At 72.0% G+C, this 21060-nt stretch carries 25 protein-coding genes and 2 tRNA genes; 14 read left to right on the top strand and 13 right to left on the bottom strand.

Features of this window, described 5'->3' with window-relative positions; translation table 11 throughout:
* Positions 1-31: 31 nt before the first annotated feature.
* Complete coding sequence (locus tag ACWEVS_RS30560) at positions 32-928, bottom strand: RNA polymerase sigma-70 factor (RefSeq protein ID WP_452554286.1); 897 nt, start codon at positions 926-928, stop codon at positions 32-34.
* Positions 929-996: 68 nt separating this feature from the next.
* On the opposite strand from ACWEVS_RS30560, the gene ACWEVS_RS30555 reads away from it, so the two are divergent.
* A tRNA-Ala gene (locus ACWEVS_RS30555) sits at positions 997-1069 on the top strand.
* A 624-nt stretch (positions 1070-1693) separates the two neighbouring features.
* On the opposite strand, the gene ACWEVS_RS30550 is transcribed toward ACWEVS_RS30555, so the two are convergent.
* Together ACWEVS_RS30550 and ACWEVS_RS30545 are read right to left on the bottom strand one after the other, a co-directional pair.
* Complete coding sequence (locus ACWEVS_RS30550) at positions 1694-2920, bottom strand: glycosyltransferase (protein ID WP_452554285.1); 1227 nt, start codon at positions 2918-2920, stop codon at positions 1694-1696.
* Positions 2917-3615 carry a class I SAM-dependent methyltransferase gene (locus tag ACWEVS_RS30545; RefSeq protein WP_354916493.1) on the bottom strand — a complete coding sequence of 233 codons (699 nt, stop codon included), beginning with the start codon at positions 3613-3615 and terminating at the stop codon, positions 2917-2919. Before ACWEVS_RS30545 ends, ACWEVS_RS30550 begins: the two co-directional genes overlap by 4 nt.
* Before the next feature lie 132 nt (positions 3616-3747).
* On the opposite strand from ACWEVS_RS30545, the gene ACWEVS_RS30540 reads away from it, so the two are divergent.
* Entirely contained in the window at positions 3748-4047 is a 300-nt protein-coding gene (locus tag ACWEVS_RS30540; RefSeq protein ID WP_449931365.1) for a hypothetical protein, read from the top strand.
* On the opposite strand, the gene ACWEVS_RS30535 is transcribed toward ACWEVS_RS30540, so the two are convergent.
* Complete coding sequence (locus tag ACWEVS_RS30535; RefSeq protein ID WP_452554284.1) at positions 4017-4739, bottom strand: hypothetical protein; 723 nt, start codon at positions 4737-4739, stop codon at positions 4017-4019. The genes ACWEVS_RS30540 and ACWEVS_RS30535 overlap by 31 nt on opposite strands.
* Before the next feature lie 91 nt (positions 4740-4830).
* Here ACWEVS_RS30535 and ACWEVS_RS30530 point away from each other — a divergent pair, with 91 nt between their 5' ends.
* The 3 genes from ACWEVS_RS30530 (at position 4831) to ACWEVS_RS30520 (ending at position 6742) form a co-directional block, all read left to right on the top strand.
* Positions 4831-5433, top strand: a complete 603-nt coding sequence (locus ACWEVS_RS30530; protein WP_449931361.1) for a hypothetical protein — start codon at positions 4831-4833, stop codon at positions 5431-5433.
* 88 nt (positions 5434-5521) lie between these two features.
* Positions 5522-6310, top strand: coding sequence for an LLM class flavin-dependent oxidoreductase (locus ACWEVS_RS30525; RefSeq protein ID WP_452418898.1), 789 nt, complete (start codon positions 5522-5524; stop codon positions 6308-6310).
* 36 nt (positions 6311-6346) lie between these two features.
* Positions 6347-6742 (top strand): DUF3224 domain-containing protein, encoded by a 396-nt coding sequence (locus tag ACWEVS_RS30520; RefSeq protein ID WP_354916507.1) that lies wholly within the window; start codon positions 6347-6349, stop codon positions 6740-6742.
* A 4-nt stretch (positions 6743-6746) separates the two neighbouring features.
* Here ACWEVS_RS30520 and ACWEVS_RS30515 read toward each other — a convergent pair whose 3' ends face one another.
* The 4 genes from ACWEVS_RS30515 to ftrA all read right to left on the bottom strand — a co-directional run bounded on the left by ACWEVS_RS30515 (position 6747) and on the right by ftrA (position 9892).
* Positions 6747-7520 carry an alpha/beta hydrolase gene (locus tag ACWEVS_RS30515; protein WP_452418900.1) on the bottom strand — a complete coding sequence of 258 codons (774 nt, stop codon included), beginning with the start codon at positions 7518-7520 and terminating at the stop codon, positions 6747-6749.
* Positions 7521-7580: 60 nt separating this feature from the next.
* Entirely contained in the window at positions 7581-8054 is a 474-nt protein-coding gene (locus tag ACWEVS_RS30510; protein WP_449931355.1) for a DUF1990 family protein, read from the bottom strand.
* 7 nt (positions 8055-8061) lie between these two features.
* Entirely contained in the window at positions 8062-8814 is a 753-nt protein-coding gene (locus tag ACWEVS_RS30505) for a YndJ family protein (protein ID WP_452554283.1), read from the bottom strand.
* A 100-nt stretch (positions 8815-8914) separates the two neighbouring features.
* Positions 8915-9892, bottom strand: a complete 978-nt coding sequence (gene ftrA, locus ACWEVS_RS30500; protein WP_452554282.1) for a transcriptional regulator FtrA — start codon at positions 9890-9892, stop codon at positions 8915-8917.
* Positions 9893-10083: 191 nt separating this feature from the next.
* Here ftrA and ACWEVS_RS30495 point away from each other — a divergent pair, with 191 nt between their 5' ends.
* Complete coding sequence (locus tag ACWEVS_RS30495; protein WP_452554281.1) at positions 10084-11604, top strand: YfbK domain-containing protein; 1521 nt, start codon at positions 10084-10086, stop codon at positions 11602-11604.
* A gap of 168 nt (positions 11605-11772) precedes the next feature.
* On the opposite strand, the gene ACWEVS_RS30490 is transcribed toward ACWEVS_RS30495, so the two are convergent.
* Together ACWEVS_RS30490 and rpmG are read right to left on the bottom strand one after the other, a co-directional pair.
* On the bottom strand, positions 11773-12018 hold the full coding sequence (locus tag ACWEVS_RS30490; protein ID WP_452418905.1) for a type B 50S ribosomal protein L31: 246 nt from the start codon (positions 12016-12018) through the stop codon (positions 11773-11775).
* Positions 12015-12179 carry a 50S ribosomal protein L33 gene (rpmG, locus tag ACWEVS_RS30485; RefSeq protein WP_449931345.1) on the bottom strand — a complete coding sequence of 55 codons (165 nt, stop codon included), beginning with the start codon at positions 12177-12179 and terminating at the stop codon, positions 12015-12017. Before rpmG ends, ACWEVS_RS30490 begins: the two co-directional genes overlap by 4 nt.
* A 117-nt stretch (positions 12180-12296) precedes the next feature.
* On the opposite strand from rpmG, the gene ACWEVS_RS30480 reads away from it, so the two are divergent.
* The 5 genes from ACWEVS_RS30480 to ACWEVS_RS30460 all read left to right on the top strand — a co-directional run bounded on the left by ACWEVS_RS30480 (position 12297) and on the right by ACWEVS_RS30460 (position 15862).
* Positions 12297-12372: transfer RNA gene (locus ACWEVS_RS30480), tRNA-Ala, on the top strand.
* A gap of 61 nt (positions 12373-12433) precedes the next feature.
* A complete protein-coding gene (locus ACWEVS_RS30475; protein WP_452554280.1) occupies positions 12434-12982 on the top strand; it encodes an MFS transporter in 549 nt (182 codons plus the stop codon).
* A gap of 63 nt (positions 12983-13045) precedes the next feature.
* Positions 13046-14065 (top strand): ABC transporter substrate-binding protein, encoded by a 1020-nt coding sequence (locus ACWEVS_RS30470; RefSeq protein WP_452554279.1) that lies wholly within the window; start codon positions 13046-13048, stop codon positions 14063-14065.
* 1 nt (position 14066) lies between these two features.
* A complete protein-coding gene (locus tag ACWEVS_RS30465) occupies positions 14067-15074 on the top strand; it encodes a FecCD family ABC transporter permease (protein WP_449931339.1) in 1008 nt (335 codons plus the stop codon).
* Entirely contained in the window at positions 15071-15862 is a 792-nt protein-coding gene (locus ACWEVS_RS30460) for an ABC transporter ATP-binding protein (RefSeq protein ID WP_452554278.1), read from the top strand. The genes ACWEVS_RS30465 and ACWEVS_RS30460 overlap by 4 nt, the downstream gene beginning before the upstream one ends.
* 179 nt (positions 15863-16041) lie before the next feature.
* Here ACWEVS_RS30460 and ACWEVS_RS30455 read toward each other — a convergent pair whose 3' ends face one another.
* Positions 16042-16644: a TetR/AcrR family transcriptional regulator gene (locus ACWEVS_RS30455; protein ID WP_452554277.1), complete on the bottom strand. Its 603-nt coding sequence runs from the start codon at positions 16642-16644 to the stop codon at positions 16042-16044.
* A 37-nt stretch (positions 16645-16681) separates the two neighbouring features.
* Here ACWEVS_RS30455 and ACWEVS_RS30450 point away from each other — a divergent pair, with 37 nt between their 5' ends.
* Positions 16682-17275, top strand: coding sequence for a hypothetical protein (locus tag ACWEVS_RS30450; protein ID WP_452554276.1), 594 nt, complete (start codon positions 16682-16684; stop codon positions 17273-17275).
* Positions 17276-17348: 73 nt separating this feature from the next.
* On the opposite strand, the gene ACWEVS_RS30445 is transcribed toward ACWEVS_RS30450, so the two are convergent.
* Entirely contained in the window at positions 17349-18998 is a 1650-nt protein-coding gene (locus tag ACWEVS_RS30445; protein ID WP_452554275.1) for a PfkB family carbohydrate kinase, read from the bottom strand.
* Between the two features lie 62 nt (positions 18999-19060).
* Here ACWEVS_RS30445 and ACWEVS_RS30440 point away from each other — a divergent pair, with 62 nt between their 5' ends.
* Positions 19061-19507: a hypothetical protein gene (locus tag ACWEVS_RS30440; RefSeq protein WP_452554274.1), complete on the top strand. Its 447-nt coding sequence runs from the start codon at positions 19061-19063 to the stop codon at positions 19505-19507.
* A complete protein-coding gene (locus ACWEVS_RS30435; RefSeq protein WP_452554273.1) occupies positions 19449-20078 on the top strand; it encodes a peptidyl-tRNA hydrolase in 630 nt (209 codons plus the stop codon). Before ACWEVS_RS30440 ends, ACWEVS_RS30435 begins: the two co-directional genes overlap by 59 nt.
* A 24-nt stretch (positions 20079-20102) precedes the next feature.
* On the opposite strand, the gene ACWEVS_RS30430 is transcribed toward ACWEVS_RS30435, so the two are convergent.
* On the bottom strand, positions 20103-21029 hold the full coding sequence (locus tag ACWEVS_RS30430; RefSeq protein WP_452554272.1) for a DUF3616 domain-containing protein: 927 nt from the start codon (positions 21027-21029) through the stop codon (positions 20103-20105).
* Between the last annotated feature and the right edge of the window lie 31 nt (positions 21030-21060).

Here is a 21060-nt window from a genome sequence, read left to right as displayed (position 1 = left end):
CAGCGACCACCGCCCGGGACCCGGGCTCCGGTCAGGCGGGGCGGAGGTGGCCCAGCTTGTCGGGGTTCGCGATGAGGTAGATCGTGTCGATCTTCCCGTCCGAGATCGCCAGCGACACCACCGTGACCACGCGGCCCGCCGCGCTCAACACCGCTGCGGGCGCCCCGTTCAGTTCGGTCACCGCCATCGCGAGCTCAGCCTCCGGTTGCGCGCCGACCGACGCCATGAACTTGTCCATCTCGCCAGGCCTGCCGACCGAGGCGAGGAAGCGGGCCACCTTGTCCTGGCCGACCAGCACCCTCAGCGGCGCGCGAGCCTTGCCGCCGCCGTCGCCGACCAGCGTCACCTCCTGCGCCAGCAGCGCGATCAGCCCGTCGAGGTCGCCGCCGGCCGCCGCCTCGAGGAACCGCGCGGTGATGTCCCGCCGCCGCCCCCGGTCGGCGTCGAACCTGCGACTCCTGTCGTGCACGTGGTCCCGGGCCCGCTTGGCCAGTTGCCTGGTGGCCGCCTCGCTCCGGCCGATCACCTCGGCGATCTCGGGGAACGGCAGGTCGAACGCCTCCCGCAACACGAACACCGCCCGTTCGAGCGGCGACAACGTCTCCAGCACCACCAACAGGGCCAGCTCCACCGTGTCGGCGAGCTCGGCGCGTTCGGCCGCGTCCGACGTGGTGCCGATCGGTTCGGGCAGCCACGGCCCCACGTAGGACTCGCGCCGGGACCGCGCCCACCTGAGCCGGTCGACGGCCAGGCGCGAGGTGACGCGGATCAGGTAGGCCCTGGCGTCTTCGACCGTCTCGTGCTCCACCCCCGCCCACCGCAGCCACGCCTCCTGCACCACGTCCTCGGCGTCGGCGACGCTGCCCAGGATCCGGTAGGCCACCCCCGTCAGGAGTTTGCGATGATCTTCGAAAACTTCGATCGACATGGACAGAGCCTGGCACGGCGCCGATTCGTGGTCGGTGGCGGATTCGGCTACACTGTCCAACATCGCAAGGGGCTATAGCGCAGTTGGTAGCGCACCTCCATGGCATGGAGGGGGTCAGGAGTTCGAGTCTCCTTAGCTCCACCGACCAGCGGCGGTGTCCATCCGGACACCGCCGCTGTCGCGTTTCCCGCCGCGGCCGGACATCGTGCGGACCTCCCTTCGGCCACCGGCACGGGCGCAGGGCCGTCAGACGCTCCCGTGACCGGCCCGCTCGCGATCCTCTCTCCGGCCCGCTACTGGTCTTCTGTCCGGCCCGCTTTCGATCTTCTCCGGCTCGCTTCGGGTCTTCTGTCCGGCCCGCTTTCGATCTTCTCCGGCTCGCTTCGGGTCTTCTGTCCGGCCGGCCTTCGATCTTCTCCGGCCCGCTTGCGGCCTTCTGCCCGGTCTGCCTGCGCGCTCTCCTGCCGGGGTCCGCTCTGGTCCTCGTCGAGCCGCGTCTGCCGTCCACGCTGAACGACCGGGGACGGCGGGCCGGAGCGACGCCGTGCCGCTTCCGTCCGGCCCCGGCCCCGGCCCCGGCTTCGGGGTCCTGCCGTCCTTGGGAGAGCGCTCCTTGGGAGAGCGCCGCCCAGGATCGTCAGGAGGGCGTCACCGGCCGGGCCCGCAGCGGACGTGCGGCCGCCGTTCGGGCATCCGGACGCCGCCGTCGCCGCTCGGGCATCCGGATGTCGCGCGGGCGGGCATGGACGCGGGCATGGTCGATGGCTAGCGGCGGGGGAAGACCCAGCGGTCCAGGAGTGTGAAGCGGATCGCGGTCATCGCCAGCGACGCGCACACCAGCGCCAGGCCCTCCGCCCAGCGCGGGCCCGCCCCGGTCACGACGATGGCGGTCGTGGTGACCGCGTAGTTCAGCAGGAACAGCAGTCCCGCGCGGGCGTGGGCGACGACCCGCCGGCCCGCGCGCCGGTTGAAGGTCCACCGCCGGTGCGCCTCGGTGTTGACGACCGCGGTGGCCGCCAGCGCGAGCAGGTTGGCCGCCTCGACCGGCAGGGCCGTCCGCAGCAGCAGGTAGAGGGACGCGTGGACGACGGTGGAGGCCAGCCCGACGAGCCCGAAGGACACCAGCCTGCGGACCAGCGCGATCCGGGCCGGTGGGGAGGGCGCGGGCGCCGGGTCGGGCGGCCGGGGCAGTTCGACGGTGGCCGCGCCCGAGGACAGGGCGCGCGCCACCCGCACCATGCCGCGCAGGTCGGCCCAGGCGGTGCGCCACAGGCGGACCTTGGAGTCGGCGTCCTCGGTCCAGTCGACGGCCACCTCGCGCACCCTGGCGCCGTTGTGTTCGGCGATCAGCAGCATCTCGGTGTCGAAGAACCACGCGTCGTCGGCGACCTTGGCCAGGATCGGTCGGATCACCTCGGCTCTGGCCGCCTTGAAACCGCAGGCCGAGTCGGTGAACCCGGCCCTGAAGCCCACCCTCAGCAGCCCGTTGTAGCCGCGGGAGATGACCTCCCTGCGGAAGCTGCGCCGGATGCGCGCCCCGCCGAGCAGCCGGCTGCCGATGGCGATCTCGCAGTGGCCGGAGACGACGGCCATGACCAGCGGGAGGAGGGCGGGCAGCTCCGTCGACAGGTCGACGTCCATGAACGCCACCACGTCGGCGCCGCTGGCCGACCAGCCCGCCCTGATCGCCGCCCCCTTGCCGACCGTCTCGAGCCTGACGGCGGCCACGCCGGGCAGGTCGCGCGACAGGCGGCGGGCCAGTTCCCAGGTGCCGTCCGTGCTGCCGCTGTCGACGATCGTGATCCGCCACGGGAGCGGGAAGGACTCGCGCAGGAACCGGTGCACGGTCTCGATACAGCCGGGCAGGGCGCGCTCCTCGTCGAGCACCGGAATGATGACGTCGACCGTGGTGGCCCTCGGGCCTCCGGGAGCCCCGGCGGCCCCGGGGGTGCTGTCGGTGACGAACGGCACCCCTTCCACGGTGGCGGTCATGGCCGCCGCCGGGCGCGGGCCATGAGGGAGACGCCGGGCAGGCCGGAGACGGGCAGGTACCGCTCGGCCATGACGACGGCGGTCAGTGCCAGGTTCACCGGCCCCGGCAGCGCCTGCAGGTCGCAGCCCGTCGCGTTGCGCCGGCGGAGGGCGGCGACGGGTCGCAGCAGCACGTTCCAGCTCCACAGGCGCTCGATCACCAGCCCGGAGCCCTCGATCACCTCGGTGAGGCCCTGGCGGGTGTAGCGGCGCACGTGCCCGAGCGCGACGTCGTGCGCCGACCACAGGCGCATGTCGCACGGCACGGCGATGAACGCGGTGCCGCCGGGCTTCAGCACCCGGGCGATCTCGGCCGCCGCGGCATGGTCGTCGTCGATGTGTTCCAGCACGTCCAGCGCCGTCACCAGGTCGAACTCCGCCTCGCCCAGGGGCAGCCCGCACAGGTCGGCCATGACGGCCGCGACGCCGCGCCGCCTGGCGTGGGCGACGGCGGTGCCGGACCGGTCGACGGCCAGGGCGTGCCAGCCGTACCGCTGGAAGACCCGGGTGTTGCCGCCGCCCGCAGCGCCGACGTCGAGGGCGCGTCCCGGACGTCCGATCCTGCGAAGCTCGCGGGCGAGGATGGCCCGCCGCTCCCGGTACCACCAGTGCCGGTCCTCAAGTTCTACTGCGCGCCTGATCTCGGCGGCTTCCATTGCTCTCCCAGTGGCGAAACCCGCGATTCCAGGCAGCATCCTGGCGGGTCGGAGCGGCACAATCCAGAGCAAAATGGAAATAGTCACTGATGTTGACTATTATGGCGGCAGGAACCTCGAGAGGAGTTCGTCATGTTCGTCGAACTGACCCGCTTCAAGGCCACCCGAGCCGCCGACCTGCTGGCCGCCCGGCCCGGGATGGAGGCCGACTTCGCGGCCGACCGCGCCGGCTTCCTCGGCGCCAGGCTCGTCCGCCTGGCCGACGACGAATGGCTCGACATCGTCGACTGGCGCTCGGCCGACGACTTCGCCGCCTCGCGCGCCAAGGGCGCCGACCTGCCCGGCATCGCCGCCTTCTTCGCCGCGATCGACGCACTGGTCAGCGACGAGCAGGGCGAGGTTCAGACCTTGGCCAGCGTCCGCAGGCCCTGAAGGAGCAGCGTCCGCTCCGCCCCGGTCAGCAACCCGTACGGCACCGCCGCCCGCAGGTTGGTGTCCCGCTCGACCGCCTCCCACAGCGGCCCCTCGCGCAGCGAGGTGACCTCCCCGGCGGTCAGGCCCGCCGCCTGCCACGCGGCGGCGTGCGCGTCGGCCCGGTGATAGCGGAACGCGGCAAGCCGGTTGAACAGCATCACCCCGCCGGGCACGCCCTCCGGCTCGTACGGCGGAGCCATCAGCTCCAGCGCCCCGCCTGGCATCCGCTCGGCCCCGCCCAGCAGCCTGCCGAGCAGCGCGGCGACCTCGGCCACGAGGCCCTCCCGCCCGCTCCACAGCAGGGCGGTGGCCTGCCCGTGCAGCTGGTAGAGCCCTTCGATGAAGGCCAGCGTGGCGGGCGTGGCGTGCAGCCTGCCGTGCTCGTCCTCGCGCAGGGCGCCCTGCCGCAGCTGCGCCGCCACCTCGTCGGCCTGTTCGCCTGCGGTGCCGTACCGGTAGACGGCCGCCAGCCCCGCGCGGGTGAGTGGCCGCAGCGGCAGCACGTACCGCTGGTCGATGAGGAAGCCGGCGCGCAGCCCGGACCGGCGCACGTACTCCAGCCCCTTCTCCCGCCTGGTGGCGTGCACGTCGATGTGGACGGCGTCGATCAGCGGGGCGATCGTCGCCGCATAGTCCGCAAGCTCCCGCATGGCGGACCATTATGGTGATCTGTCCGGGCGGATATCACCTCGATCACTACGATGAGTCGTCATGATGACAGCCGCGGTAAGCGTCTTACTCATGATCGCTCCTGATCCGGTCACCGCGCTCAAGCAGCAGTTCGTCCCCGGCCAGGGGGTGCGCTTCACCGAGCGGGCCGAGACCGCGATCGACGGCGATCTTTTCAGCGTCAGCAAGCGCAGGGGCGTCGTGGAGTTCGACCGGTCGGGAGTGGTCGCCTACGACTTCCGCGCCAGGTCGGGGCTGGCCGAGGGGGCCGTCCGCACGATCGCCGCCGGCTCGGCCACCTACCAGCGGGGCGGCGTGATCGGCAAGAAGTGGGTCAGGTCGGCGAGCAGGCCGGGCGCGCGCACCCCCTTCTTCAGCCCCGTCCTGGTCCTCGACCCCGCCGCCACGAAGGCCATGCTCGCCACCAAGGGCATGATCACCGGCAGCGCCCTCTACCAGGCCTCGCCCTCCTACCGCGCCACCGTGGGCAGCGCGCAGCAGGCCCCGGCCTTCATCTTCTGGAAGCTGTCGACCGACAGCGCAGGACGGCCGGCCAAGCTGGTGACCCGATGGACCGAGCCGCCTGGCACGCTCGGCGACGTCTCCAAGAAGAGCACGATCCGCTTCTCCTCCTGGGGCCTTCCGGTGAAGATCGTGGCCCCGCCTTCCTCCTGACGGAGTACCCGGACCGTCAACTCCTGGAGGATGCCGCACCGGCCGCCGGCGGGCGATCGTGGGGGCACATCCGACGAAGGAGATCCAGATGACCACGCGCCCTTTCAGGTTCGGCGCCGTCGCGGGCCAGGCGCCCGGCGGCGAAGCATGGACGGGGCTCGCCCGCCGCGCGGAGCAGCTCGGCTACGACAGCCTGCTGATCCCTGACACGCTGGGCACGTTCGCGCCGTTCGCCGCGCTCGCCGCCGCGGCCGCCGCCACGACCCGGCTGCGTCTCGGCACCTACGTGCTCAGCGCCGCCAACCGTACGCCGGGCCAGGTGGCCTGGGAGACGCGCACCATGCAGACCCTCTCGGACGGCCGCTTCCAGCTGGGCCTCGGCGCGGGCCGTCCTGGCGCCGAGGCCGACACCGCCGTGCTCGGCGTCCCGTACGGCACGCCCGCCGAGCGCGTCGCCCGCCTCGCCGACACCATCGACGCGGTCGGGGACGTGCCGCTCCTCGTCGCCGCCGGAGGGGCCCGGCTGCTCCGCCTGGCCGCCGCCAGGGCCGACACCATCGCCCTCGCCCTGCCCGCCCAGGCCACCGAGGACGAGCTGGCCGCCAAGCTGGACGAGCTGTACGAGGTGGCGGGCGACCGCTTCCCCCGGCTCGAGATCAACCTCAACGTGGCCGCCATCGGAGACGAGCTGCCGCCATGGCTGCGGCAGCAGGTCGGCGGCGAGCCGCACGGTGTGGGATTCCTCAAGGGGACGCCCGAGGAGATGGCCGAGACCCTGCGCAAGCGGCGGGATCGCCTCGGCGTCTCCTACATCTCGATCAACGCCTACTACCTGGAGGCGTTCGCGCCGGTGGTGCGGATTCTCGCCGGTACCTGACAGAGGGTGGCAGGTATGGGCGGAAGGCTTGCGTCCATGACCGCACAAGGAAGCTTCGTCACGTTCGACTGGACCCCGCAGGAGCCCTACGACGCCGTCGACGGCGTCACGCTCGCCGTCGTCACCCTCGGCAAGACCTTCGAGGGCGACCTGAAGGGGTCGAGCACCGTCACCATGATCGTTTCATCGTCGGAGCACGACGTGTCCCGGTCCTACGTGGCGATGGAGCGGGTCACCGGCAGGATCGAGGATCGCGAGGGCACGTTCGTCCTGCAGCACAACGCGGTCAGCGACTCCGGCGATGACTCGCTCACCTGCACGGTCGTGCCGGGCTCCGGCACCGGGCGGCTGGCGGGCCTGCGCGGCGCGCTCCAGATCCACATCGCGCCCGACGGCGCCCACTCCTACGTCTTCGACTACGAGCTGCCCTGACCGCTCACCGCGCCAGGGCCACGACGGCGGCGACGAGTTCGGGCCCGTCGAGCAGGGCCCTGTCGTTGTGTCCCGCCCCCTCGACCTCGACCAGCGTGACCGGTCCACCGGCCGAGGCGGCCACCGCACGGCTCAGCTCGGGCGGGACGATCGTGTCACGCGAGCCGTAGACGACGGTGGTGGGCACCCGCACCGACGCCAGCGGCCCGGCGACGGGCAGGCGGTCGCGCAGCAGCAGCCCGACCGGCAGGAACGGGTAGTTGTGCCGCCCCGCCGCCGTCAGATCGGTGAAGGGGGAGCGCAGCAGCAGGCCCACAGGCGGCTGCCGGACCGCCAGCGCGGTGGCGACGGCGGCGCCCAGGCTCTCTCCGAAGTAGATGACCGGTCCCTTCACCAGGGCACGCGCGGCCAGCGCGTCGCGCAGCAGGCCGTCCTCCGACGGGGAGCCCGGATTGCCGCCGTAGCCGCGGTAGTCCATGAGCAGCACGTCGAAGCCCTCGCGGGCCAGGGCGGCCGCCAGCGGCGCCCGGTGCAGGCGGTTGCCCGCGTTGCCGCCCGTCACCAGGACCGTCACCCCGCGGCGGCCGCCGGTGACGTGCCAGGCCGCCAGCGTGAGGCCGTCGGAGGTGGTGAACGTGACATCGTGGGCGCCGGGCAGGACCGACCGGGCGGACGGCACAGGGCCGGGGTCGGGCAGATAGATCAGATGGCGCTGGAACACCCACAGCAGGGCCAGCGCCACCGTGCCGGCCGTCAGGACGGCGAGCACGACCTTCATCACGTCAGGCCCCGGCGTCCGGTGTGGCTCACCCCTCCGATCCTGGTCGCCCGCGGCCTGTCAGTAAAGGTCCAGCGTGCGAGCGTACAGGCGCAGGAAGGCGCGCTGGGCCGCGGGGACGAGCGGCCCGCCGAGCCGGGCGAGCGGGCTCGCCGGCCGGCTGAACGAGATGATCGTGACCTTGGCCCCGCCGCCGGGCAGGCGTTCGAGGAGGAAGCTCTCCTCGCCGCTGGCCGGATGGCCGGGCAGCGTGCCGTACGCCCAGCCGGCCCGGTCGGGCTCCTCGATCGTCCACACCACCCGGCACGGGGCGTGGAGCACGGCCAGCCGTACGGTGATCTCGACACCCGGCGCGGCGCGCGGCGCCGAGACGCGCGGGCGCAGGCCGAGGCGGCGGTGCGGCTGCCAGGTCATCAGCGCCTCCGCCGCGACCTCGAAGGGCGCCCTGAGCACGCGCGAGTGGCGCAGGTGGCGGTAACCCGCGGGCAACTCGCCGGTCAGTGTCGCGCCGACGTCGGGATAGGTGAACTCCATGACGGCCTCACATGGGGTCGAGCCGGCGCAGCGCGGCGACGGCGCAGAGGGCGAATCCGAAGGCGTTGCCGACGCCGTGCGTGGCGATCATCACCTCGATCGAGGGGTGCGGCAGGCCGGTGGCCTGGCCGAGCGCCCACGCCATCGCCAGCATCATGGTGACGGCCAGCACCGCGCCCGACAGCAGGAAGAGGCCGCGGAAGCGCCGCCACGCCAGCCAGCCCACCCACCACATGCCCGCCGTCAGCACCGCGGACCCGGCCAGCTCGACCCAGTCGCTTATGAAGTAGCCGCCGAGGACCAGCAGCGTGCCCGCGGGGACGGTCAGCGCCGCGACCCGCGACCCGGCCGCCCTGCCGACCAGCCCCGCCACCAGCGCGGCGGCGAACCCGGCGAAGTGGAAGTGCGCGACGGTCAGGGCGAGCAGCTGGGGAGAGTAGCCGAACAGCTGGTGGCCGCCGCGTTCGGCCACCAGCGAGACGGCGGCGACCGACGGTGTGGCCAGCGCGGTCGCGGCCGCGAGCCGGACGGGATCGGGTCTGCGCAGGCGGGGGAGCGCGTGCGCGGACAGGTAGAGGGTGGCCAGGCCGTACACCGCCGCAAGCGCGACGGCGACGGGGCCGCGGGGCAGCCAGAGCGACGCCGCACCCGCCGCGGCGCCGACGAGGAACGGCCAGGGCCGCACCTCCAGCAGCCGCAGGCCCAGGGGGATGACGACCAGCATGCCGAGGGTGACGATGACGCCGACCAGCGGGCTCACAGCGCCTCCTCTTTTGAACGTGTTCAAAAGATAGGATAGACCGACCCCGTCAGCCGTGGCCCGCCGCCCCGGGATCACGCGCCGGGTGCTCGCGGCGGTCTCAGCGGGTGGCGCCGAAGGCCCGCCGGTAGGCCGACGGCGAGGTGCGCATGGCGCGGCTGAAATGGTGGCGGAAGGTGACCGGGCTCTCGAACCCGACCGCCGCCCCGATCTCCTCCACCGGGGCGCCGGTCGACTCCAGCAGCGGCAGGCTGGCCGCGACCCGCTGCGAGATCACCCAGCGCAGCGGCGATGTGCCGGTCTGCGCCTTGAAGTGCCTGATGAACGTGCGCTCGGACAGGTGCGCCACCCTGGCCAGGTCGCCCACGGTGATCGGCTCAGCCAGGTGCGCCATGGCCCACTCCATCGCCCTGGCCACCGCGTCGTCGTCCTCCACCGCCGTCACGGCCGCCTGGATGAACTGGGCCTGACCACCCTCCCGATGAGGTGGGACGACCAGGCGGCGGGCCACGGCGTTGGCGACGTTCGCGCCGTGGTCGGTCCGGACCAGATGGATCAGCAGGTCGAGCCCCGCCGCGCTGCCCGCGCTCGTCAGGATCCGCCCGCCGTCGACGTAGAGCACGTCCGGGTTGACCCGCACCTCGGGGAAGCGCAGCTGCAGCAGGTCGGCGTACTTCCAGTGGGTCGTCGCCTCCCTGCCGTCGAGCAGGCCGGCGGCGGCCAGCGCGAAGGCGCCCGAGCAGATCGAGACGATCCTGGCCCCTCGGGCGTGGGCCGCCCGTAGCGCACCGACCAGCGCGGGGGAGACCTCGCCCCGCACGTCGGCCACTCCCGGCACGATCACCGTGTCGGCCCGGGCCAGCACGTCGAGGCCGTGGTCGGCGCGCATGCTGAAGCCGCCCACCACACGCAGCGGCTCGGCGCTCTCGGCGCAGACCTTGAGGTCGTACCACGGCACCCGCAGCTCGGGCCGGGGCAGTCCGAAGATCTCCACGACGCAGCCGAGCTCGAAGGGCGACATGCCGTCGAAGGCCAGCGCGGCCACCGCGTGCGACCGGGCCGGGAGCGGAACCAGCATGGCTGGATCGTACGGCGTGCCTTCCTGGAGTCGGCGAGGGACCCGGCCGCCGCCCACCTGCTGCTCGGCCTCGCCGGGGGGATCCGGGCTGGACACCGCCCATCACGGATCGAACACGGATCATGCTCGCTTGCGTCACGCGCCCGGCCATGCCGCGGCCCTTCCCGTCGTAGGCGGTGGAGGTGGTTGGGATGAGACTCCGACCCTTGGTCGTGATCGCGATGTTGCTGACGGTGGCCGCCTGCGGGAGCGGTCCCGAGGGGTCGACGACGGCGACCTACGATCGGGCGGCGCCACGCGAGCCGTCCGGCGCGACCGCGTCTGCGGCCCCCCGGGCAAGCAGAGGCGGCGTCCACGAGAGCCCGGCCGGCAAGGCCGCCATGGCCACGCAGGAGAACGGCGGGGAGACCGACACCGAGGCGGCGCAGGTGTCCACGTTCGCGCTGGACGTCGACACCGCCTCCTACGGCTACGCCCGCCGTACCCTCGCCGAGGGCCGCTGGCCCGAGCCGGGGCGGGTGCGGCCCGAGGAGTTCGTCAACGCCTTCCGCCAGGACTACGCCCAGCCGCCCGACGACGGGTTCACCGTCCATGTCGACGGCGCGAGGCTGCCGGACGACAACACCGCGGTGCTCAGGGTCGGCCTGCAGACCAGGGCGGCCGACGCCGCCGCCAGACGGCCCGCGAACCTGACCTTCGTCGTCGACGTGTCCGGCTCCATGGCCGAGCCCGGCCGGCTCGACCTGGTGAAGCAGGCGCTGCACACGCTGGTCGACCAGCTCGCCCCCGGCGACCAGGTGTCGATCGTCTCCTTCAGCGACCAGGCCACGCTGGTGGCCCCGATGACCCCGCTGGCCGCCCGCGCCGACCTGCGCGCCGCCATCGACAGGCTCGCCGTCGAAGGATCGACCAACGTGGAGGACGGCCTGCTCACCGGCTACCAGGAGGCCGCGCGCGCCTTCCGCGCCGCCGCCACCAACAGGGTCGTGCTGCTGTCGGACGGCCTGGCCAACACCGGCAGCACCACCTGGCAGGCCATCCTCGACCGGGTCAAGGAGCACGCCGGCAAGCGGATCACGCTGCTGTCGGTCGGCGTGGGCGGGGACTACGGCGACGAGCTCATGGAACAGCTCGCCGACAACGGCGACGGCGCCGCCGTCTACGTGAGCACCCCCGAGGAGGCCCGCAAGGTCTTCGTCGAGCAGCTGCCCGCCACCCTGGAACTGCGCGCCCGCGACGCCAAGGCGCAGGTCGTCTTCAACCCGGCGGCGGTCGAGAGCTACCGGCTCGTCGGCTACGAGAACCGTGCGCTCGCGGCCGAGGACTTCCGCGACGACGCCAAGGACGGCGGCGAGGTCGGCCCAGGACACTCCGTCACGGCCCTCTACGCCGTACGGCTGCGCGCGGGCGCGTCCGGTCAGCTGGCCTCGGCCACCGTACGCTGGCAGGAGCCCGACACCCGCAGGCCCGCCGAGGCCACCGGCTCCGTGGCCGCCGCCGACCTGGGCGGCGCCCTGTGGAAGGAGGCGCCCTCCCGGCTGCAGGTCGACGTCGTGGCCGCCGCCTTCGCCCTGTACCTGCGCGACCGGGAGGCGTTCGGCATGGACCTGCCGACGCTGCGCGAGCAGGCGGGCAGGCTGGCGGAGACGACCGAGGACCCCGCCGTGGCCGAACTGGCGGACCTGATCGGCCGGGCCGGCGCAGCCGGTTGACATCGTGGTGGCCTCGCACGAGTCCGCCATGCTGCCCTGGACCTGCCCGAGTCCGGAGAGAGCTGTCCTGCCGTCCCCGTGGTCGGTCCCGGCCCGGCCGACGGCCTGCCGCGTGGAGGGGTGCCGTGACGGGCGCGCGACCGGCGCACGCTCGTCACGGGCGGGCGGTCAGCGCTTGCCGTACCGCTGGTTGAAGCGCTCGACCCGGCCGGCCGAGTCCAGCACGCGGTTGCGTCCCGTGTAGAACGGGTGGCTGGCCGAGGAGACGTCCACGTCGACGACGGGGTAGACGTTGCCGTCCGTCCATTCGACGGTCCTGCCGCTCGTCGCGGTGGAGCGGGTCAGGAAGGCGTAGCCGGCGCTGGCGTCCCTGAAGACGACCGGGCGGTAGGCGGGGTGCAGGTTCTTCTTCATCGTTCCTCCCTGAAGGTGACGTGGCGGCGGACGACCGGGTCGTACTTGCGGACCTGGAGCCGGTCGGGGTCGTTCCTGCGGCTCTTGGTGGTCACGTAGGTGTAGCCGGTGCCCGCCGTGGACCTGAGCTTGATCACGGGCCGCTGGTCGTTTCTGGCCATCTCACGTCTCCTCGCCCTCGAAAATGGTAATCGTTGCAACTCGCGACACGCGGCCGGTATTCCCGTCACCGACCACCTCCGGAGTCCTATAGACTGGCTTCGCGCCGAGAGCGCAAAGGGGCTATAGCGCAGTTGGTAGCGCACCTCCATGGCATGGAGGGGGTCAGGAGTTCGAGTCTCCTTAGCTCCACCACCCACGAATGGCCGGTGAAACCCTCACCGGCCATTCGCTATTCCATGGGATGATCGTCGGCGTGTCAGCCGGCCTCCCCCTGCGCCTCGCGCGTGCCGCGGTCTTCGCCGTGGTGTGCGTGCTCATGGGCGTGGTGGCGCACGTGGTGGCCGGAGGCCCCGTCGCGGGCCGCACCGCGGCGGTCGGCCTCGCGGTGTCCATGGCCGCGGGCATGCCGATCGCGGGTCGCGAGCGCGGGCTGCGGGTGATCCTTCCGCTGCTGACCGCTGTGCAGGCCGTGCTGCACGTGATCTTCTCCACGGCGCACGCCCCCGACCCGGTCCAGGTGCTGACCGGTCACGCCCACGGCCTGACCCCGGGCTTCGGCATGCTGCTCATGCACGGCTGGGCCGTCGTCATGGTCGCCGTGTGGCTGGCCAAGGGCGAGGCCGCGCTGTGGGGGATGCTGCGCCGTCTCGGGGCGCGCCTGGTGCGCCTGCTGGCCGTCTGGCCGGCGATTCCCGGCCCGCGGCGCGCGCCGGCCGGCTTCGCCGAGCCTGCCGTGCTGCGCACGGCGATGCTCCATCGCGGGATCAGCGAGCGAGGACCTCCTCCGGCGAGGGCTCGATAACGCCATCCGGGCGGCCGATCAGGCCGGCCCGGCGCTCGCCGTACCCCGAAACCAAGGACGTTCATGTCTCGCTTCGCCATGCTCGCCGCCGCCTGCCTCATGCTGGCGGCCTGCGGAACCACCACCCCCACGGCCCGACCCCAGCCCTCCTCCTCCTCCTCCTCCTCCGCGGCCGAGGCCGGTTATCCGGTGACGATCAGGAACTGCGGCAATGACTACACCTTCACCGCCGCCCCACGCCGCGTCGTCGTCATGAACGGCGGGTCGATCGGCGAGGTGTCCTCGCTGCTCGCCCTCGGCCTGGGCGACAGGATCGTGGCCAACGCCCAGTCCTACGGCGCCTCCGACGAGCCGGGCTGGGTCGAGGCGGTGGCCGCGCTGCCCAGGGGCGGCTTCAAGCGCACCAGCTTCAACGACATCCCGCGCGAGTCGATGCTCGGCCTGCGGCCCGACTTCGTGCTGGCCACCTCGGGGCGCCAGTTCGAACCGCGGGACGGCTTCGCCACCCGCGAGGAGCTGCGCGCGGCCGGCGCCGCCACCTACACCCCCGAGAGCACCTGCGGTGTCGGCGTCCGGCAGGACCAGTCGATCGAGGACAGCTACACCCTCCTGCGCGACCTGGGCCGCATCTTTCACGTGAGCGACCGGGCCGAGAAGCTGGTCGCCGAGTCCAGGCGCAGGATCGCCGCCGTCTCCGCCAAGGTCGCCGGCCGGCCCAGGCCCAAGGTGATGCTGATCATCCCCGGCATGAGCATGGGGTCGAACGCCTTCAGCTCCATCGGCGCCAAGGGCATCTGGAACGACATCTTCGCCAAGGCCGGCGCCGTCAACGCCTTCGAGCACACGTCCGACGACCTGTTCACCAACCTCAGCAAGGAGCAGGTCGCGGCCACGAAGGTCGACGCGGTCGTCATCGTCGACTGGCTCAACCCCGACCCCGACGCCGAGGCCAGGAAGCTGTTCGCCCAGTTCCCCCACTGGGGCAGGAAGTACGTCGTGCTGGCCGACTCGGCCTACGTGGCGCCGAACAACGCCACGGCCGTCGAGAAGATCGCCAAGGTCATCCACCCGGAGGCGTTCTGAGATGCGCCTGCCTCTGCTGCCCAGCGTGGTCGTCCTCACGGTCACGCTGGCCGTCGCCATGGTGGTGGCGGTCGGCATCGGCTCGGTGAACGTGCCGATCGCCGACACCTGGAACATCCTGACCGCCGGCACCGGCGGTGACCCGATCCAGGACCAGATCATCTGGGAGTACCGCCTGCCCAGGGTGCTGCTGGCGGCGCTCGCCGGAGCAGGCCTGTCGGCCGCGGGCGTGGTGTTGCAGGCGCTGGCCGGCAACCCGCTCGCCGACCCGCAGGTGGTCGGCGTCTCGTCGGGCGCCTCGGTCGGCGCCGTCCTGGTGATCACGTTCGGCGCCGGCGCGGCCGGCGGCCTCGGCGTCTCCTCGGCGGCCTTCGTGGGCGCGCTGGGCGCCGCCGTGCTGGTGTTCCTGCTCGGCCAGCAACGCGGCAGGCTCACCCCGACGCGGCTGGTGCTGGCGGGCGTGGCGGTCGGCTACGTCCTGCTTGCCGTCACCAGCTACATCCAGCTCCAGGCGACGCCGAACGAGCTCGGCGCGGTGATGTTCTGGATGCTGGGCAGCGTGGCCGGCGCCCAGTGGGACCAGCTCGGCCCGCTGGCCGCGCTGGTGGCCTGCTGCGGGCTGGTCCTCACCCTGTACGGCAGGCGCCTCAACGCCCTGGTCACGGGCGAGGAGTCGGCCACCGCGCTCGGCCTCGACGTACGGCGCGCCCGCGCGGGCCTGCTGGCCGCCTCCTCGCTGCTGGTGGGGGCGGTCATCGCGGTCGCGGGCGGCATCGGCTTCGTCGGCCTCATGATCCCGCACGTGGTCAGGCTGTGCTTCGGCACCGACCACCGCAGGGTCGTGCCCGTCTCCGCGCTGGTCGGCGCGGCCTACCTGGTGCTGGTCGACCTGCTGTCCAGGACCGTCGACGCGCCGAACGAGCTCCCGCTCGGCATTCTCACGGCGGTCTTCGGCGCGCCGTTCTTCCTGTGGCTGCTGCGCCGCGACCGGCAGGTGGCGGCGTCATGAGGCTGGTCGTCGACGAGGTCGCCGTGACGCTCGACAGCACTCCCGTGTTGCGCGGCGTGTCCGTCGAGGTGGCGCAGGGCACGATCGTGGGCCTGGTCGGGCCCAACGGCAGCGGCAAGTCCACGCTGCTGCGGACCGTCTACCGGTCGCTGCGCCCGCACCGCGGCGCGGTACGGCTGGGCGAGGCCGACGTGTGGGCGATGTCGGCGCGCGAGTCGGCCCTGCGTACCGCCGCCGTGCTCCAGGACAACACCATCCCGGCGGGCATGACGGTCGCGGAGGTGGTGGAGCTGGGCCGGACGCCGCACAAGGGCGACGGGCGCGCGCCGGTCCAGGAGGCGATGCGGCGCACGGGGACGCTCGCGCTGGCGGGCAGGCCGTTCGGCGCGCTGTCGGGCGGGGAGCGCCAGCGGGTGCTGCTGGCCAAGGCGCTGGCGCAGCACCCGGTGCTGCTCGTGCTCGACGAGCCGACCAACCATCTCGACATCAGGGCCAGGTTCGAGCTGCTGGCGCTGGTGCGGGAGCTCGGCGTCACCACGCTCGCCGTCCTGCACGACCTGGACCTCGCGGTGCGCAGCTGTGACGCGCTCGTCGTGCTGTGCGACGGGCGCGTGGCCGCGGCGGGGTCTCCGCTCGACGCGCTGACGCCCGGTGTGCTGAGCGAGGTCTTCGGCGTGGTCGGGGAGGTGGCCGCGCATCCCGACGGTGTCGCGCGCATCACCTACGCGGCCAGCCCGCTGGCCGTCGACCTCGCGCGCGCCGAGCGCCCGGAGCGGGTGCGTTCCTAGGGAGGGCGCGAAGCGGCTGCGTTCCCACGGAGGGCGCCGAGAGCGTGCGTTCCTGGCAAGGGCGCGGAGCGGCTGTGTTCCCAGGGAGGGCGCCGAGTGGGTGCGCTCCTGGCGACGGCGCCGAGTGGGTGCGTTCCCAGGGAGGGCGCGGAGCGGGGTCGCCCGCTCCGCGCCCCGGATCAGCGGGTCAGACTCGCCAGGTGGGCGCGCAGCGCGCGCGTCATGGTGCCGGCGTCCACGCGGTCGGGGTGCAGGACCGCCTGCACGGTCAGCCCGTCGATGAGCGCGCACAGCCGGTCGGTCTCCACTTCCAGGTCGGCGTCCTCGCGCAGGCGGCCGAGCGCGCGGGCGCCGTCCAGCACCCTGCGCACCAGGCGGCGCATGCCGTCGAAGGCCTCCTCGGCGTGCGGGCGCAGCTCGGGGCGGGTGCGCGCGGCGGTCGCGAACGCGAGCCAGATCGTGGCCTCGTCGCGCCGCCGCTCGTCGAGGGGGAGCAGCTCGGCCAGCATCGACTCGGCGACGGGCATGCGGTCGGCGGCGGCAGCCAGCCGCTCGACGTGCTCGAGCAGGCGCCGTTCCACCCGCTCGGCCATGGCCTGCATGGCGAAGACCATCAGCTCGGTGTGCCCGGCGAAGTAGTGCCGGACCGAGCCGATGGCCAGGCCCGCCTCCTCGGCCACGTTGCGGAGCGAGGCCTGCTCGAGGCCGTGGCGGCGCACGACGCGGAAGACGGCTTCCACGACCTCTTCGCGGCGGGCCTCGGGATCGACGATTTTCGGCACGTTGCCGTTATAGCACGCCTCTGCTAATTTATTTAGCATGACCATGCTAAATACTTTGCTGATCGTGGGACTGGTCGGCTACGTCGTGGTCCGGCGCCTGATCGGCGAGCCGCTGAACGCGCGCGACGTCTACGTTCCGCCCCTGGTCCTGACCGGCATCGGGATTCACGCGCTGTCCAAGGTCGCGCTGGGGCCGGTCGACGTGCTCTGGCTCGTCGCCGGCGGCCTGGTCGCTCTCGGCTTCGGCGCGCTCCGCGCCGCGACGACCGCGCTGTTCGAGCGCGACGGCGTGCTGTGCCAGCGCTACACCTGGCGCACCCTGGTCGTGTGGGTCGTCTCGGCGGCCGCCGGTCTCGGTGTCGGCGTGCTGGCCGCCCGGTACGGCGTGCCCGCCCAGGCCCGGCCGATCCAGCTGTCGATGGGAGTGGGGCTGGCGGGGGAGGCGTTGGTGACGGCGGTCCGCGCCCGCGTGATCGGCGTGCCGTACGCGAGTGAGAACACGCAGGGCGCTGTCACGTCGACGAGGCCGCCTTCGCGATCCACGCCGCGTACATCGCCTCCGCGGATGGCCGTTGCCATATGCAGCGGAGCCACCACCAGCTCCGCGTTGTGCCGCTCGCCCATCGCGTAGCCCAGCAGGCGGCGGGAGAACAGATCGATCAACGTCGCAATTCTGTGGAATCTGTGACCCCGCATCCTTCTCACTACGCGGGATCCACGCCGCCGATCCCCTCGGCGCGCATCCTGGCCTCCAGCTTGTAGAAGGTGCGGGAAACAGCATGCCGAGGAAACTCGATCACATGCGGTTCCGCGACCTTGGGCACGAAATCACACCCTTCCTCCGCTAGCACCAGGACACGGTTGAATCCGTAACGCCCCTGGAAGAGCCCCACTTCATGGACGACGTTCTGCCTGGCAAGCCTTCTGCCGTCCTCCGTAAGGTCTTCCGCGGTCAGCACACACACGGCGAAGCTGCACCGCTCGAGGTACTCGCTGAGCGCGTCCGTGACGGGACGGCCGCTCCAGCTCCACGATTCGAAGGAGTAGACAGGAACCTGAAACCTCTCCTCGATGAAGAGCCTGACCGCCAGCCATTCAGGACTGCCGCCGTGAGCGATGAAGATCCCTCCGGGCAGTCCCTGCGACCTGCGCTGGGCGTCTAGCGAGGTAATGAACTCCTTGGTCACCTGGTCGAACCTCGTGCCCTGAATTCCGACATGCCGCAGCTTGTGCCCGGCCAGACGCATTCCCAGCAGTGAGCCCAACTCCAACTGAAGGTGGTCGCAGGCAAGGACGGTGAGCAGACCGGCGGCGAACACGTCCCCGGCACCCGTAGCGTCCTCAACCTCGTCCTGTTCCAAGGTGCGTTGGGGATAAAAGTCCTGGACAACGCCGAATCCATCTCCGGTTACACCGTTCGGCCCACCCCTCTCCACATCCTTCCGGAAGGCAAGAATGCCACTCGGGCGTTTCACAATAACAACCCCGAAGTCGTTCTCGAAGCGTGAAAGAATCACGCTCGCGACTTCCTCGTTGCGTCGAGTCCCGGCATCCTGCCCAATCTCCATGAATTCCCTGTAGTTGAGCAACAGGTAATCGCTGAGTGAGATGATCCGGTCGATCTCCGGGGTCCTTGCTGCACTCCAGATATGCCCGGGGTCGAAGCTGATCCGCGTCGCCGGACTCTTCTCCTTAACCGCACTCAGTACAGCGACAAGCCGTCCCGCCGTCTCGTTGTCGAGGAACGATGTGACGTGCACAACCCTGGCACTCGCAAGGTAGTCGACAATGGCGTCGAAGCGTACGTCCAAATACTCGGCCATGCATGTATTTGCGCCGGCATGAGTAAGTAGTGTGCGCTCCCCGTCCTCCGCGTACGAGAAGCAGATTCCGCACAACTGGTCCTCGATGTCCAGGACGAACCGCCGGTCCACGCCCAAGTTGTCCAGCTGCCTACCCACAGACATGCCAAGTACGGGAACCTGGCCCGCGACTCCCACATAACCGAGTCGCAGACCCACCTTCGTGTGCGCGATGGCCTGGATGGCGTTGAAGGCCGAACCGCCGAGCACTGTGGTGGGAGACATCGCCGCAGACGCCTTCTCCAGCACGGCCGTAATCGTCGGCTCGTCGACCAGCATCTCGGTACCCGGCTCCACCACGGCGCCGGTACTTGCCACCTGTTCCGCGATACGGGACGACAGCCCCCGCGCCCCGCCGTCCTCACCGGCGACCACCGAGGCTTGGGCGATGAAGTCAAGATTCAGCGCTCCGACACCGACAACATCCAGCGCATACCTCTCACCGTGCGCCACAGCCTCCGGTCGACCTATCTTCCGCACCAGTTCAGACACTTCGACTGCCTCCTCGCTTCGCCAGGCCTTCCCGGATCAGCATGCGCTCAAGCTCGAGAAAGGTGCTCTCGACCCGCCCTGCCGGAAAGGACGGGTTGCGCGGCCTGTCGCTCATGGTGCTGCCCGGCCTGTTCGCCGCCACGACCGAGCCGAGCATGCTGCTGTTCGTGGTCTTCTACGGCCTGGACTGGGTGGCGACCGTACCGCCCACGGTGGCGCTGTGCCGGCGGATCTACGGCGCGGACGGCGCCGTCGTGTTCGGCTGGGTGTTCGCCTCCCACCAGGTGGGGGCCGCCATCGCGGCGGTCGGCGCCGGCCTGACCCGCGACCACCTGGGCGCCTACGACCTGGCCTGGTACGTCGCCGGCGCGCTGTGCCTCGTGGCGGCGGCCATGTCCGTGGCCATCTCGTCGCGAGCCGCGCTGCCCGCCATACGGCATGCTGGAGCCCATGATGGTGCTCCCGCTGGTGGTCAGGATCGAACGGGCCACCCCTCCCGAGCGCACTGACGCGCTCGAAGCGACCGCCATGGCCGTGCTCGACCTGCTCGCCGACCCCGGCGATTGGTCAGGGGAACTGGAGGCCTGGCAGTCGACCGGCCGGATCCGCAAGGTGGTGCGCAGGGCGCGCGGCGCCGAATGGCGCAGGGCGCTGGCGCTGCCCGGCCGCATGATCGAGCACCGCACGGCGCAGGTGCGTGTCTACCCGCCCGTCCCGCTGGACGACTGGCCGAAGGACCTGGCCAGGCTGCAGGTCGGCGGCACCGAGCTGGCCGACTCCGACGGGCCGGGCCCCGCCGAGCCGCCGGTGCTGTGGGAGAACCCCGCGCTGGAGATGTCGGCGGGTAAGGCGATGGCGCAGGCGGGCCATGCCGCCCAGCTGGCCTGGTGGGCCAGCTCCGACGAGGAGCGGGCGGCCTGGCGCGCCCAGGGCCTGCGCGTGTCGGTACGGCCGGCCGCCGACTTCGACGCCCTGGCCGGCAGCGGGCTGCCCGTCGTGCGCGACGCGGGCTTCACCGAGATCGCGCCGGGGTCGTGCACGTTCGTGGCCGACGTGCCGTGGCTGCGGGTCAGGTCGTGAACCCGGGCCGGTCCAGGCTGTGGCTCAGATCGTGATGACGTCGGCCAGCACCCCGCCCTCAGGGGTGAGCCGCTCGGGCGCTGGGCTGTCGTAGACGACCATGAACCTGCCGTCGCCGAGCGCGGCCAGCCCCTCCGGGTGGTCGCACCCCACCCCGTACGGCAGGTCGGTCACGAACGCCGGCTGCTGCCCCTCCCCGTCCCACCGCATGACGCTGACCGGTCCGTCCAGGCTCATGGTGGGACCGGCCAGCACCAGCAGGGAGCCGTCGCCGGCGGGACACAGGTCGCGCACGCCGAGCCCGCCCAGGTCCAGGAAGTGCTTGCGATAGCTCTTCAGCCGCAGCCGGTCCGGCCGGTGCTCGCGCACGTCGATCTCCAGCAGGACCGCCCAGCCCCGCAGCACCGGTCCGCGCAGCCCGAGGAAGACCCGCTCGCCGACCACCGCGATGCCCTCGACGTCCAGCCCGTTGTCCTTGCCGGGGACGGCGGTGAACGGGCCCAGATGCGGGTCCTGGGCCAGCACGTCGTCCAGCCCCGTCAGGATGGCGCCCTTGCCCACCGCGTCGGGCCCCTCCAGCGGGAGCCGTACCAGGATGTACCTGTTCGGCTCGCGGACCACGGTGGCCAGGCGCCTGGCCACCTTGGCCGGGTCGGACGGCTTGGCCTTCCTGCGCTTGAGGCTGTGCGAGCCGACCGCCCACAGCCGGCCGTCGGCCACCGCGATGCCCTCGATGTCGGCCTCGTCGTCCCTGCCCGCCGGCAGATCGACGTAGTCGGCCAGGTGGAACGTGCGCTCGTGGTCGTAGCAGGCGCCTGTCCAGGTCAGTCGCTCGATGGTGGCGGTCTCGTCGCCCGCGACCCACAGGCCCGTCCCGTCGACGCGCACCGCGGACAGGTTCGTGTGCGTCTGCGCGGCGCGTGACGCCTGGTCAAATCGAAGTTCCACCATTCGTGCTTTCTACACGCAATCCCGCGATATG

The sequence above is a fragment of the Nonomuraea sp. NPDC003754 genome (assembly GCF_053605785.1).
The sequence above is the reverse complement of the archived record's forward strand: the minus strand, read 5'-3'. Positions and strand labels throughout refer to the sequence as shown.

Bases quoted from the DNA above. Each gene is read 5' to 3' on its own strand.
- ACWEVS_RS30560 (WP_452554286.1), bottom strand. From the start codon at position 928: ATGTCGATCGAAGTTTTCGAAGATCATCGCAAACTCCTGACGGGGGTG.
- ACWEVS_RS30550 (WP_452554285.1), bottom strand. From the start codon at position 2,920: ATGACCGCCACCGTGGAAGGGGTGCCGTTCGTCACCGACAGCACCCCC.
- ACWEVS_RS30545 (WP_354916493.1), bottom strand. From the start codon at position 3,615: ATGGAAGCCGCCGAGATCAGGCGCGCAGTAGAACTTGAGGACCGGCAC.
- ACWEVS_RS30540 (WP_449931365.1), top strand. From the start codon at position 3,748: ATGTTCGTCGAACTGACCCGCTTCAAGGCCACCCGAGCCGCCGACCTG.
- ACWEVS_RS30535 (WP_452554284.1), bottom strand. From the start codon at position 4,739: ATGCGGGAGCTTGCGGACTATGCGGCGACGATCGCCCCGCTGATCGAC.
- ACWEVS_RS30530 (WP_449931361.1), top strand. From the start codon at position 4,831: ATGATCGCTCCTGATCCGGTCACCGCGCTCAAGCAGCAGTTCGTCCCC.
- ACWEVS_RS30525 (WP_452418898.1), top strand. From the start codon at position 5,522: ATGACCACGCGCCCTTTCAGGTTCGGCGCCGTCGCGGGCCAGGCGCCC.
- ACWEVS_RS30520 (WP_354916507.1), top strand. From the start codon at position 6,347: ATGACCGCACAAGGAAGCTTCGTCACGTTCGACTGGACCCCGCAGGAG.
- ACWEVS_RS30515 (WP_452418900.1), bottom strand. From the start codon at position 7,520: ATGAAGGTCGTGCTCGCCGTCCTGACGGCCGGCACGGTGGCGCTGGCC.
- ACWEVS_RS30510 (WP_449931355.1), bottom strand. From the start codon at position 8,054: ATGGAGTTCACCTATCCCGACGTCGGCGCGACACTGACCGGCGAGTTG.
- ftrA (WP_452554282.1), bottom strand. From the start codon at position 9,892: ATGCTGGTTCCGCTCCCGGCCCGGTCGCACGCGGTGGCCGCGCTGGCC.
- ACWEVS_RS30495 (WP_452554281.1), top strand. From the start codon at position 10,084: ATGAGACTCCGACCCTTGGTCGTGATCGCGATGTTGCTGACGGTGGCC.
- ACWEVS_RS30490 (WP_452418905.1), bottom strand. From the start codon at position 12,018: ATGAAGAAGAACCTGCACCCCGCCTACCGCCCGGTCGTCTTCAGGGAC.
- rpmG (WP_449931345.1), bottom strand. From the start codon at position 12,179: ATGGCCAGAAACGACCAGCGGCCCGTGATCAAGCTCAGGTCCACGGCG.
- ACWEVS_RS30470 (WP_452554279.1), top strand. From the start codon at position 13,046: ATGTCTCGCTTCGCCATGCTCGCCGCCGCCTGCCTCATGCTGGCGGCC.
- ACWEVS_RS30465 (WP_449931339.1), top strand. From the start codon at position 14,067: ATGCGCCTGCCTCTGCTGCCCAGCGTGGTCGTCCTCACGGTCACGCTG.
- ACWEVS_RS30460 (WP_452554278.1), top strand. From the start codon at position 15,071: ATGAGGCTGGTCGTCGACGAGGTCGCCGTGACGCTCGACAGCACTCCC.
- ACWEVS_RS30450 (WP_452554276.1), top strand. From the start codon at position 16,682: ATGACCATGCTAAATACTTTGCTGATCGTGGGACTGGTCGGCTACGTC.
- ACWEVS_RS30435 (WP_452554273.1), top strand. From the start codon at position 19,449: ATGATGGTGCTCCCGCTGGTGGTCAGGATCGAACGGGCCACCCCTCCC.
- ACWEVS_RS30430 (WP_452554272.1), bottom strand. From the start codon at position 21,029: ATGGTGGAACTTCGATTTGACCAGGCGTCACGCGCCGCGCAGACGCAC.